9 protein-coding genes are annotated in these 12,705 nt (G+C 56.1%); 8 read left to right on the top strand and 1 reads right to left on the bottom strand.

The window, feature by feature from the left end:
• Window positions 1-46: 46 nt before the first annotated feature.
• Window positions 47-649: a hypothetical protein gene (locus WG939_RS08085; protein ID WP_339984515.1), complete on the bottom strand. Its 603-nt coding sequence runs from the start codon at window positions 647-649 to the stop codon at window positions 47-49.
• A 484-nt stretch (window positions 650-1,133) separates the two neighbouring features.
• Here WG939_RS08085 and WG939_RS08090 point away from each other — a divergent pair, with 484 nt between their 5' ends.
• The 8 genes from WG939_RS08090 to WG939_RS08125 all read left to right on the top strand — a co-directional run bounded on the left by WG939_RS08090 (window position 1,134) and on the right by WG939_RS08125 (window position 12,668).
• Entirely contained in the window at window positions 1,134-1,961 is an 828-nt protein-coding gene (locus WG939_RS08090) for a sulfurtransferase (RefSeq protein WP_339984518.1), read from the top strand.
• A gap of 11 nt (window positions 1,962-1,972) precedes the next feature.
• A complete protein-coding gene (locus tag WG939_RS08095; RefSeq protein ID WP_339984520.1) occupies window positions 1,973-3,040 on the top strand; it encodes a hypothetical protein in 1,068 nt (355 codons plus the stop codon).
• Between the two features lie 10 nt (window positions 3,041-3,050).
• Complete coding sequence (gene pyrE / locus WG939_RS08100; RefSeq protein WP_339984523.1) at window positions 3,051-3,581, top strand: orotate phosphoribosyltransferase; 531 nt, start codon at window positions 3,051-3,053, stop codon at window positions 3,579-3,581.
• Window positions 3,565-4,218 carry a TrmH family RNA methyltransferase gene (locus WG939_RS08105; protein WP_339984525.1) on the top strand — a complete coding sequence of 218 codons (654 nt, stop codon included), beginning with the start codon at window positions 3,565-3,567 and terminating at the stop codon, window positions 4,216-4,218. Before pyrE ends, WG939_RS08105 begins: the two co-directional genes overlap by 17 nt.
• Before the next feature lie 11 nt (window positions 4,219-4,229).
• Complete coding sequence (locus WG939_RS08110) at window positions 4,230-5,381, top strand: glycoside hydrolase family 76 protein (RefSeq protein WP_339984527.1); 1,152 nt, start codon at window positions 4,230-4,232, stop codon at window positions 5,379-5,381.
• Window positions 5,382-5,583: 202 nt separating this feature from the next.
• Window positions 5,584-6,618 carry a class II fructose-bisphosphate aldolase gene (fbaA, locus tag WG939_RS08115; RefSeq protein ID WP_339984530.1) on the top strand — a complete coding sequence of 345 codons (1,035 nt, stop codon included), beginning with the start codon at window positions 5,584-5,586 and terminating at the stop codon, window positions 6,616-6,618.
• A gap of 428 nt (window positions 6,619-7,046) precedes the next feature.
• Window positions 7,047-9,551: a VaFE repeat-containing surface-anchored protein gene (locus WG939_RS08120; protein WP_339984532.1), complete on the top strand. Its 2,505-nt coding sequence runs from the start codon at window positions 7,047-7,049 to the stop codon at window positions 9,549-9,551.
• Window positions 9,552-10,223: 672 nt separating this feature from the next.
• Window positions 10,224-12,668 (top strand): VaFE repeat-containing surface-anchored protein, encoded by a 2,445-nt coding sequence (locus WG939_RS08125; RefSeq protein WP_339984534.1) that lies wholly within the window; start codon window positions 10,224-10,226, stop codon window positions 12,666-12,668.
• Window positions 12,669-12,705 lie beyond the last annotated feature (37 nt).

Here is a 12,705-nt window from a genome sequence, read left to right on the forward strand (position 1 = left end):
CCGTGAAATTGTCAAAAATCTCTTGAAATTGACAATTTCACGGGGGTTATCTTCTGCTACGGATGAGTGTCTGGATGGTTGATCTCAACTGAAGGGGGTTTCGAAGTTGCCCCGCAGTGATTCGGACGGGAGTCCACCCAACTTGTAGCAACTTCTGATTGATTGAGGTGTCAAGGTCTCGCTGCTTTCGATCCAAATGGTGTACACCGTCGTAGAACAGTGCAACTTTGGATTCATGATCGGCCAGGTCGGCAACTGTAACCCGGTTCTCAAAGATGTCGCAAAGTTCTACTTGCGATTCCCATTCGGCTAGATCTTGAACAGTGAGGCGCAAAGATGATTCGTGTGGTGAGTCAGCACCAGGATCTGAAATCTGCCACAGCCTCCGAAGTAGGGAAGAATCGAACCGATTGTGAGCCTGAGCCTGCAATTCGTGGAAAGTAAGCGAAAAGCAACGGCGGGTCGCATCGATTACTTGGACGGCTCTTACTTCTTTAAAGGCTAGCTTCGGAATGCGCGGTACCCACCATGAATGCGAGGTTTGATAGATGCTCTGCAGGCAATCAACTGCAGCTACCGCCACAGGAGCCACCTGAAGTTTGTGCTCAGCAACTCTGAATGTGCTGAATATCTGAAGATTTCGTTCCATGGCTCGAATATTCAAGCGGACGTCGGGGCGAATTGAGTGGTGAGTACTGTGCAGGAGAACTGGGGCTGATTTGTGTAGGTATTTGTAGCCGTGGGCGACAATGGCAAACCATCCTCCAAGGACTGCGTTGGGGTAGCGATGCTGTGCGACAATTGCCCGAGTGGTTATGGGTAGAGCGTGGAGTGTGGCTTCGGGGATTGTTGAATTATGCAGGTACAGTCCATGCGAAATTCTCCAGTAGTTATGTCGTAAGTTTGTTCTAGAAGCGCCGGATTCTTGGAGTGCTTTTGCTGAGTGTGGAATAAAAAGGTTCACACTTATTTAGACTGGAAAACCGACTCAAATGGTTTCGTTTGGGATTGAAAAATTTTTCGTCCTGGGATTTTCCCCCGTGAAATCGCCAATTTTCAATCGAAACTGACAATTTCACGGGGGAAATTCGACCACCATGCGCACCCCACGCGCCACGCCTAAACTGTGGGGCATGATCACCATCACCCCTGCTGAATTGATCCAGCGTGTGCGATCCTCCCAAAAGACCACGATCGTCGCTTCCGTCTGGGAGCCGGGCGAAGGCGCTAGCCTCAACCGCTTTCATGCGGAACATATCCCTAACTCCATGTTTTGCGATGCCGCCCTCGCCCTTGCTGGCATCCCTTCGAGCCTGGCAGGACGCAATCCGCTGCCGGATGCGGAACAGCTCATGCGGTGGTTCCAGCGCACTGGACTCAACGCCGAAAGCCAGGTCGTTGTGTACGACCATGCCAAGGGCCTCATGGCTGCTCGCGCGTGGTGGATCCTTAAGTGGGCTGGCGTGAACAATGTTCGCATTCTCGACGGCGGTCTGCGCGAGTGGGAACGCGAGGGCTACCCGGTGATCGGCGGTCCCGGCAATTTCCCTGCGACCTGCACGATCCGACCAAACATTGGTCAAATGCCAACCTCGACTCTTGAAGAGGTAAAGAACCACCAGGGCATCCTCCTCGACTGTCGTGAGCGCTCCCGCTTCTCCGGCTACAAGGAGTCCCTTGACCTCAAGGCCGGCCACATCCCTGGTGCGCTTAACCTCCCGAGCGGCGACCTCTTGGATGAGAACTACAGGTTTCGCGATCCACACGAGATCCGCGAGATGTTCGCAGCGCTCGGCATCACGTCTGGCGAAAATGTGATCGTCTACTCGGGTTCCGGTTTGCACTCGGCCCAGACGATCGCAGCCATGCACCACGCTGGTCTACCTGGCGCTTCGCTGTTTGTCGGAGGTTGGTCGCAGTGGGCGGCGGACCGGAACAATCCCGTCGTGCGCGTCGACTAGACTATTTCGACGTGTGGTTAATTCTTGCAGCTCTGGTCCTGTTCGCCATCGCCGGCGTATTGCTGTGGGTTTCGCGACCCCAAAAGCAGACCCAACAGATTGAAGAGCAGACCCAACCCGAACTCGAACTTGTAGAGGAACTGGAACCGCTGCCGGTTGAGCCCGAGCCACTCCCGGAACCAGAACCAGAGCTTGAACTAGAACCACAAGTTGAGCCGGAACCTGAACCGGAACCCGAGCCTGAAGAGCCAAAGCGCCAGCACGTCAAGCTGCCAAGCTTCCCGAAGCGCGAGCGCAAGCACTGGGCCGCTGACCGGGGCTTTAGCTTTAGCAAGTCGGACGTCTACCTCACGGACGAGTGGTCCCGCGGAGCGGCCGCCACTGGCGCCTCCCCAAAGGATGTGGTCGCTGGTGTGGTGGACGTCCTCGGCGCCGAGTACGAAATGTACCTCGCGGATCTCGACCACATCCCAGTCATGGCGATGCGCCGCGGCGCGGCCAGCGATGTCGTTGTGGATGCACGCCGAGTCGGCGAGCTTCTCGACGACGATTCCGACGATCTTCTGCCAGTCACCCAAGTCTCAGGTTTTGCCATCCTTTCCAACGATTTCGGCGCAGCCGAGCGCGTGATTGATGAGCGCGCGATTGCGGCCTTGGCTGCCATGCCACAGGCAGTGACTGCGGTGTGGGCGGAATCCGATTGGGTGCTGGCGCAGACCACGAAGAATTCCACGTCAGAGGACTGGGAAGCGATGATTCACCCGCTGTCGCTGATCGCGGATTCGGCGCGGGTGCTGCCTCCTCGGGCGGTGCGAAATCTGGACATTGTGATGAAGACTCGTCCGGTGGGGGAGCCTCCGGTCGTCGAGAAGCCTGCGGTGGTGGAGCCTGTGAAGGTGCCACGTTCGGAGGAGCCGGTGGAGATGCCGACGCGGGCTCGTCATGAGGCGCGGGGCGTGGTTGAGGCCAGGCCGGTCGGCGCGGATGAGGTTGGGGCGATCGCGGAGGGACCGGCGAAGTTGCCGGATAGCGATGGCACCAAGGTGGTTCGTCGGGACGAAAAGCCAACGATTTTCTAAGGAGAGAAAAATGGATAAGAAGCAGCAGCTGGCGGAGCTCGTGAAGGAGCTCGCCGTTGTACACGGCAAGGTCACCCTTTCTTCCGGTAAGGAGGCCGATTACTACGTTGACCTGCGTCGTGCGACCCTGCACGCTCGTGCGAGCCGTTTGATCGGCGAGCTGCTGCGCGAGCTGACCGCAGACTGGGACTACGCAGCTGTCGGTGGCCTGACCCTGGGCGCTGACCCAGTTGCGACGTCCGTGATGCACGCCGACGGCCGCGAGATTCACGCGTTTGTGGTGCGCAAGGAAGCGAAGAAGCATGGCATGCAGCGTCGCATCGAAGGCTTCGATGTGGCAGGGCAGAAGGTGCTCGTGGTGGAGGACACCACCACTACCGGAAACTCCCCATTGACTGCAGTGAAGGCGCTGCGCGAGGCAGGCGCCGAGGTTGTGGGCGTAGCTACCGTGGTGGATCGCAACACCGGCGCCGGCGATGTCATCGCTGCCGAGGGCCTTGAGTACCGCTACCTGCTGGGCTTGGATGACCTTGGACTCTAGTAAAGGTCCTACCGAGTGGTTCGAAGCCCGGGTGGGCGTAGGCCCGTGGGAAGGCGAATGGCCGACCGACCCTAAGTACGACCCTGAGCTGCTCAAAGAAGGCGATCGCCGCAATGTGGTTGATGCCTACCGCTATTGGACGCGGGAGGCGATTGTGGCGGATATCGACAAGCGTCGGCACTCGCTTCACATCGCGATCGAGAACTTCGAGCACGACGCCAACATTGGCACCGTGGTGCGCACGGCTAATGCTTTCGCGGTGGACACGGTGCACATCGTGGGGAAGAAGCGTTGGAATCGGCGCGGTGCGATGGTCACGGATCGTTATCAGCACTTGATGCACCACGAAACCGTGGATGATCTCATTGCCTGGGCGCGCGAAAAAGGCCTGGTCATTGTGGCAATCGATAACACCCCGGGCAGTGTTCCGTTGGAAACAGCTGACCTACCAAAGGAATGCTTGCTACTGTTTGGACAGGAAGGCCCAGGTGTGACCCAGGCTGCTCGAGACGGCGCCCTCATGACTTGCTCCATCGCGCAATTCGGTTCCACCAGGTCCATCAACGCGGGCGTTGCCGCTGGTATTGCGATGCACGCGTGGATTCGGCAGCACGCCGACCTTGGACAAGCGTGGTGAGGAGTTAAGCAGTGCAGGAAAAGTGGTCCCACCGGGCGGATCTCGCAGAGGCCGCCATTACGGATCGACACGCCCGTCGCCTGTGGGGATTGCCGGGCACAAATCTCGCGGTGGTCAGCTGGCCATCGACCACCAAGGATGACCTGTTCGTTCACTGGCACTACTGGTGGCAGGCACACTACCTCGACTGCCAGATCGACGCCACCAACCGCCGCTCCACCAAGAAGCGCAAGCGCCGCATCAAGGAAACGATGCGCGGCATCCGCATCCGCAACCTGCGCGGCTGGACCGTCAACCGCTACTACGACGACAAGTCCTGGCTCGCCCTCGCTGTCGGCCGCTGGTACACCTCCAGGAAGTACAAAGCGCTGCGCGCCTTGGAAAACAACATCATCGATGGCGTGGACTCCCTGACGGGCGTCTTGCCGTGGCGCCTCAACGAAACCTTCTACAACGTGCCCACGAATGGCCCGGCCGCCATCATGATGGCGCGGTCTGGGCGCGTCGATAAGGCGCGTGAGCTCACCGACTGGGTGTTTGACAACCTCATCGACGAGCGCGGCCTGGTCATGGACGGCGTCCGCATGCGCATGCACGGCCCCGAGCTCGTCCGCGACATCCACCCGTACTGCCAGGGCGTCATGATGGGCGCCTGCCTCGAAATTGCCGAGCGCATGCTCGAGGACCAGCAGGAAGACGGCTACGCGTACGTCGCGCGTGCCCGCGAGCTTGTCGACGTCGTTGAACGCGAACTCGCCAACGCCGAGGGCGTAATCACTCACCACACCGACGGGGGAGACGGCGGACTATTCAAGGGCATTTTGGTGCGCTACCTCGCAGACATCGCGGTACGCCTCCCCGGCGACTCCGAACTCACGCTCCAGGCCAAAAAGAAGGCCGCGCGGCTCGTGACTGCGTCCGCCACCTCCGTGTGGAACCACAGGCTCGAAATCGACGGCCTGCCCGTCTTCGCCGCCAACTGGACGGAGGACGCACAGGTACCGAAGAGCACCAGCTACATCGGCTCCATCGAAGGCGCAGTTCTTGGCTCCGCGATCCCCGAGCGAGACCTCTCCGTGCAGCTATCCGGGTGGATGCTCCTGGAAGCCGCAGCTCGCGTGACCGCGGCGGAAATCTTTCCCGTCAAAGGAAAGCTTTCCTAGCGTTTTCCCAGGTCGCCGTGTCCAAATACGGGAAAGATTTCCCTCCGCACGAAATCTTTCCCGCCAAAAGTCACCTTTCCTGGCGTTTCCCCAGGACACCCAGTCCAATTGGGGGAAAGATTTCCGCCCTCAGGCACGCTGAGGCAAACACGGGCATAATTGATACCAGGTAATTTTTCCCCAACTGGAAGGTCCTGAACCTATGCCTATTGCAACTCCTGAGGTCTACAACGAGATGCTCGATCGCGCTAAGAAGGGTGGCTTTGCTTACCCTGCGATCAACTGCACGTCTTCCGAAACCATTAACGCTGCTCTGAAGGGTTTTGCAGAGGCAGAGTCCGACGGCATCATTCAGTTCTCCACCGGTGGCGCTGAGTTCGGTTCCGGCCTGGCTGTGAAGAACAAGGTTGCTGGTGCGTGCGCTCTGGCTGCTTTCGCTCACGAGGCTGCTAAGCACTACGGCATCAACGTTGCTTTGCACACTGACCACTGCCAGAAGGAAGTTCTGGACGAGTACGTTCGCCCTTTGATGGCTATTTCTCAGGAGCGCGTCGACCGTGGCGAGCTGCCACTGTTCCAGTCCCACATGTGGGATGGCTCTGCTGTTCCTATCGATGAGAACCTGACCATCGCTCAGGAGCTGCTGGCTAAGGCTAAGGCTGCCAACATCATCCTCGAGGTTGAGATCGGCGTTGTGGGTGGCGAAGAGGACGGCGTTGAGGCTAAGGCTGGCGCTAACCTGTACACCTCCGCTGAGGACTTCGAGAAGACCATCGACGCTATCGGCACCGGCGAGAACGGTCGTTACCTGCTTGCTGCGACCTTCGGCAACGTTCACGGCGTCTACAAGCCAGGCAACGTGAAGTTGCGCCCTGAGGTCCTCCTGGAGGGTCAGCAGGTTGCTCGCAAGAAGCTTGGTCTCGCCGATGATGCCCTCCCATTCGACTTCGTCTTCCACGGTGGCTCCGGCTCCGAGAAGGAGAAGATCGAAGAGGCTCTGCGCTACGGCGTCATCAAGATGAACGTTGACACCGACACCCAGTATGCGTTCACCCGCCCGGTTGTGGCTCACATGTTCTCCAACTACGACGGCGTTCTGAAGATCGACGGCGAAGTCGGCAACAAGAAGGTCTACGACCCACGCTCCTACATGAAGAAGGCTGAGCAGTCCATGTCCGAGCGCGTCATCGAGGCTTGCCAGGACCTGCACTCCGTTGGCACCTCCGTGACTAAGTAAGCGACACCTCGCTTCAAGGGCCCTTCGGGGCCCTTTTTGTTGCGCTTTTCGACGCCTCCTTCCGGCAAACATTGGGTAAACCTGGCAGAAACCTTCGGGGAACCGTAGGTGAGGCAAGGGAGTTATATTCACTCTTTTATTAGAAACCCTAAGAAACGACCATTGCTACTCAGAGGTTCTTAATTGAAAAAGTTGGGGGAGAAAACCCAGGAAAAGTCCGAATAGTTGCCAATTAACTGAAAATGCTTTACCTTCCGGCGATTTTAGGAGGCAAGCAAAAGGGATCGGGCAAAGATTGTTTGCTTTGACAGGTTTGAAATCTTGCCACCAACCCTTAAGCTTTCTAAGCAAGTGCTCAGGCGGGCTTAATGAATCAAAGCTTGAGCCTGGAATGTGCACAGAGTTTTTACAGTCCCGGAAGGACAACAATGACAAAAGTAAGAAGCCTTATGGCGGCCTTGCTCGGTCTTATTCTGATGACCAGCATGATCGTCGCGGCACCGTCGGCACAGGCTGCCACGGATCCAAATTTGTTTCTCGGCTACGTCGATGAAACCAAGAGCTCCACTGCTCCATACTCTGATGGCAAGGTTGATCCTTTGGTCGTCGTACCGCAAGCTGGCGGTACCACTTCCGTTGCATATTGCTTCAATCAGCAGCTTTATCAGCCAATCGTGCGCGACTCCCTGCCTTACGATCCGGCAGATCCATTCTCTGGTCGTGAGCTTGTGTTCACCCGCCACTACGGTGAAACCCTGACCGGCTACGCTAAGACTCCTCGCGTTGGTGCTGAGGAAGGCGTTTTGACCGTTATCTACAACGGCTACAATGACTACGTTGGCACCGCAGTGCACGATCCAGCTGGCATCCAGGCTGCTACTGGCATCACTGACGAAGAGTTCCGCTACGCTACCCAGCTCGCAATTTGGTACTACACCGACTCTTACAACGCAGCTACTTATGACGAATACTTGGGTGCGGCTCCAATGGATTCTCGCGACAAGATCTTCGCTGCGTACAAAATGCTGACGGGCCAGGATGCCACTGTCACCCTCGCTGCTTACCCGGCTGGCTCTAGTCTTGACATCTACACCCCTTCCGACAAGGACGGCGCTGTAACCGACATTCAGAACCTCCTTGGCGCTGAATTCGTCAACGCTCAGGGCGAAGCAGTTCCTGTTACCTCTACTGAAGTAACCACTACCAACGTTGTATCCACCACCACCGGTGCCGCAACCACGGTTACCGAGCCAGGCCCAACAGTTGTTACCACTGCTCCAGGTACCACCATCACCTCTACGGCTCCAGCTCAGACTGTTACCGAGACTGCTCCAGTAGTTACCGTTACTGAGACCCAGCCAGTTGCTACCACGACTTTGCCAGCTCAGACCGTTACCGAGACCGCTCCTACCGTGACTATCTCCGCAACCACCGTTACTGAGACCCAGCCAGCAGTTACCGCAACTGTCACCGAGTCCCCAGTTACCGTTACTGAGACCGCTCCTACTGAGACCATCACCGAGGCTCCTGTAACCGTCACGGCAACCCAGCCAAATGTGACCGAGACTCTTCCAGCAGCTACCGTTACTGAAACTCAGCCAGCTGTCACCGAGACCGCTCCTGCAGTTACAGTTACCGAAGCTCCTGTAACTGAGACCGTTCCAGCTGTTACCGTCACCGCTCCAGCAGTGACCGAGACCGTTGTCGGCACCACCGTTACCGAAACTCAGCCAAACGTGACTGAGACCCTCCCAGTAGTGACCATCACTGAAGGCGGCACCACTTCTGTTGTGACCCTGCCTAACGTGACCGAGACTGTTCCAGTAGTTACTGTTACCGAGGCACCTGCTACTGAGACCGTCACCGTTGCTCCAGTCACCGAGACTGTGATCCCGGCCCCTACCACCGTGACTGAAGCACCTGTCACCGTGACCCAGCCTGCAACCACCACAACCCTCACCCAGGCACCAGTTACCGAGACCCTGATTCAGGCTCCTGTAACCGTCACCGAGGCTCCTGTAACTGAGACCACCACCCTCCCAGCAGTCACCATCACTGAGGGCGGCACCACCCAGACCATCGTGAAGCCAGACGTAACTGAAACCGTCCCAGGCGCCACCACGACCGTCACCGAGCCAAACGTAACTTCCACCGTCCCAGGTGCTACCGTTACCTCTACCGCACCTGCAACCACCGTTGTTGTTGCTGGTCCTCGTATCGGTACGATTGCTACGGATAAGGCTGATGGTGACAAGGTCATCTCTAACAATGGTGGCATTGTTGTTGACACGGTTGCTTACGAAGGCCTGATCCCAGGTACTGAGTACAAGATGATCGGTGAGCTGATGACCAAGGATGGCAAGTCCACTGGTATCACCGCTTCCACCACCTTCGTGCCAACCGAGGCTTCCGGTGTTGTAACCCTTGAGTTCACGGTTCCTGACAACAAGTTCGAGGGCCAGGCTCTGGTTGTGTTCGAAGAGCTGCAGCTTGCTGCTGATGGTTCCTTCGTTGCAGAGCACAAGGACATCAACGACGGTAACCAGACCATCGTTGTCCAGGAGGACAATGGTACCGTCCCTGAGGTCCCAGGTTCCACCGACACCAACCCTTGGTGGAAGGTCCTGATCCCAGTTGCAATCATTGGTGGCGGCCTGCTGGTTCTGTCTAACCTTGGTTCCAGCGAAGGTTCTTCCGCAAAGCCAGTTGACGAAGTGCGCGGCATCAACAACCCAGCTCCTGTTCAGCAGGACGAGGTTAAGGGCGTAAACAACCCAGCTCCTCAGAAGGGCATCCCAGCTGACCAGGCTAAGCAGGCTCCTGCAAAGAAGATGCTTGCTTCCACTGGTGCTAGCGTTCTGGGTCTGTCTGCACTGGCAGCGCTCATGCTCGCACTCGGCCTGTTCTTCGTAGCACGCCGCAAGGAAAGCTAATAGCTAGCTTCTAAAGCGAGACAAGTAGCCCCACTCCGGAAAAAGAGTGGGGCTGCACTTGTCTGCATAAACGTCATTGTGACGAAAAGAATCCATGTATGCAAATTATATAAACCAATCTATTCGTGACAGGTTTCTCTAAGGGAAAGCGTCTACGGTATGGCCAATGGCTCGTTTTCATTAGGCTGTTTGCTACCTAATGGTGCGAGTAATTGAGGTTAAGTTAAGAGAAGCCTTCTATCTCTAAGTGATCTAATGTTCGCAAAAATTTTTTGTCAACACCCCCATTTGTAACTTTCGGCAGGCTTGGGGGGACTACAACGTTCGATGTACTGGGAAAACAGGAAACTTGTAGCCCGGTCATTTACTGTTTATCACCTTTTGAGGGAAGAATCGGACATTGAGGAAGTGGGCAGTCTTTGAAAAATTACAATAATTCAGCCCCGTGGTTAATGATTCTTCATGAATTTTAAGACTTGGCTTGATATCTCTAAGGAAGCTGCTAGAATTCTGAGCAGTTCGAGATCTGCAGTTTTCGCGCCTTGTCAACTATCGCTGGGTGGGAAGTACGGATTCGGCGACATTCGGTTCTACCGACGACGCCATGGCGTCGCCCAAAAATCAAGACTTCTTCGGTAAAGATCGAAGTAACTGACTCAGGAGAGTTGAAAATTGGTAATTAATAAGACAAAGGGACTGGTAGCGCTCCTTATGGGCCTCATCCTGTCCTTCGCGATGCTGCCATCGGCGCATGCGCAGACCACTGATGCTAACTATGGAGGCAAGTTCCAGTCTTATATTGAGGCTGGCGTTTCGAGTCCGTGGGAGCAGATGATTCACATTGTTCCGAGTGGAGATGCCGTTGTTGCTGATCCTGCGAGCCGTGACACTGTTGCCTATTGCTTCAATATGGGTCAAGGTTATCCTTCGGGATTGCAGTCGGATGGTACTCCGAACGATTTCCTTTGGACGAAAACCAAGGATGGAGCACTCGCTGGTTACACGAACGGCGGTCCTCTTTACCAAGATCCAACGCTTACTGAGAAGGTATTGGCCATTGCGTACAATGGTTATGGGCCAAATACGCCGGGCATCAACCTGCAGAAGCAATTTAATTTGAGCGACAAGGAGTACTACACCGTTACTCAGTTGGCGGTATGGACCCTTACGGATAAATTCCAGCTTGTTGACCGCTCGGTCTATAAAGAGGGGTACATGCGCCAGCCATCGCCGAACCTCTCTCTTCAAGGTAATGCTGCACTGTACACGTTGCTGGGTGCTACCCCACAAATGATGCGAGATTTCTATGCGCAAGCAAAGGCTGATGGTGGCATTTCCGACATGTATGGCCCGAAAGTGGATGGTATTCCTGCTATTGCGGATGAAATGGAGCGTATTGGTGCTTCCTTAACTCCAATCCCATCGAATATGGCGCTGGATATCTATCAACGTCCAGCTAATTCAACTCTGCAAAATTTGCTGAGTGCTAAGGCTGTTGATAGCAATACCGGTCAACCAATTGAAACCACTCCAGTCACCACCACCCCTGTAACTACCACTGAAGCTGCTCCTTCTACCTCCGTGGTTACGGTTACCCCAACCACGACTGTTACTGAGACTGCTCCAGTAGTGACCGACACTGTTACCGAGACTGCTCCTGCAGTTACCGAGGTTGTTACCGAGACCGCGCCTGCAGTGACTAACACTGTTACTGAGACTCAGCCAGACGTCACCGAGACCACCACTCTTGCGGCTTCCACGGTTGTTGAGACCACTCAGGAGCCAACGGCTACCATCACTGAGACTCTTCCTGCAGAGACTGTTACTTCTACCGAGACCGCTCCAGTAGAGACCGTCACTGAGACTGAAGCTCCAGTTACCGAGACCATCACCGAGCCTGCAGTGACCACCACTTCTGTGGTTGCTGGCACCACCGTGGTTGTTTCTACCACTGAGCCTGCAGTTACCGAGACCTCCGTCGTTCCTGGTACCACGGTTGTTGAGACTTCCACCGAGCCAGACACCACCACCACCTCCACGGTTCCTGGCAACGTTGTAGTCACCACCGAGACTGCTCCTGCAGTCACCACTACTGTCACCGAGGCTCCAACCACCGTTGAGGTGACCGAGACCGCTCCTGCAGTCACCAACACCACGACTCTCCCAGCTGAGACCACCGTGGTAACCGAGACCCTCCCAGTGGTTACCTCCATTGAGACTCTTGCTCCAACCACCACCACGGTGACCGAGTCCAAGCCAGCAGTTACCGAGACCACCGTTGTGGCTCCTACCACCACTGAGACTGTTACCGCTACTGCTCCAGCAGTAACCACTACCGTCCCAGGTGCTACCGTTACCTCTACCGCACCTGCAACCACCGTTGTTGTTGCTGGTCCTCGTATCGGTACGATTGCTACGGATAAGGCTGATGGTGACAAGGTCATCTCTAACAATGGTGGCATTGTTGTTGACACGGTTGCTTACGAAGGCCTGATCCCAGGTACTGAGTACAAGATGATCGGTGAGCTGATGACCAAGGATGGCAAGTCCACTGGTATCACCGCTTCCACCACCTTCGTGCCAACCGAGGCTTCCGGTGTTGTAACCCTTGAGTTCACGGTTCCTGACAACAAGTTCGAGGGCCAGGCTCTGGTTGTGTTCGAAGAGCTGCAGCTTGCTGCTGATGGTTCCTTCGTTGCAGAGCACAAGGACATCAACGACGGTAACCAGACCATCGTTGTCCAGGAGGACAATGGTACCGTCCCTGAGGTCCCAGGTTCCACCGACACCAACCCTTGGTGGAAGGTCCTGATCCCAGTTGCAATCATTGGTGGCGGCCTGCTGGTTCTGTCTAACCTTGGTTCCAGCGAAGGTTCTTCCGCAAAGCCAGTTGACGAAGTGCGCGGCATCAACAACCCAGCTCCTGTTCAGCAGGACGAGGTTAAGGGCGTAAACAACCCAGCTCCTCAGAAGGGCATCCCAGCTGACCAGGCTAAGCAGGCTCCTGCAAAGAAGATGCTTGCTTCCACTGGTGCTAGCGTTCTGGGTCTGTCTGCACTGGCAGCGCTCATGCTCGCACTCGGCCTGTTCTTCGTAGCACGCCGCAAGGAAAGCTAATAGCTAGCTTCTAAAGCGAGACAAGTAGCCCCACTCC

It is taken from the genome of Corynebacterium sp. H130, from assembly GCF_037572395.1.
Taxonomy (GTDB): Bacteria; Actinomycetota; Actinomycetes; order Mycobacteriales; family Mycobacteriaceae; genus Corynebacterium.

Coding starts and splice junctions, on each gene's coding strand:
- WG939_RS08085 (WP_339984515.1), bottom strand. CDS start 649: ATGGAACGAAATCTTCAGATATTCAGCACATTCAGAGTTGCTGAGCAC.
- WG939_RS08090 (WP_339984518.1), top strand. CDS start 1,134: ATGATCACCATCACCCCTGCTGAATTGATCCAGCGTGTGCGATCCTCC.
- pyrE (WP_339984523.1), top strand. CDS start 3,051: ATGGATAAGAAGCAGCAGCTGGCGGAGCTCGTGAAGGAGCTCGCCGTT.
- WG939_RS08105 (WP_339984525.1), top strand. CDS start 3,565: ATGACCTTGGACTCTAGTAAAGGTCCTACCGAGTGGTTCGAAGCCCGG.
- fbaA (WP_339984530.1), top strand. CDS start 5,584: ATGCCTATTGCAACTCCTGAGGTCTACAACGAGATGCTCGATCGCGCT.
- WG939_RS08120 (WP_339984532.1), top strand. CDS start 7,047: ATGACAAAAGTAAGAAGCCTTATGGCGGCCTTGCTCGGTCTTATTCTG.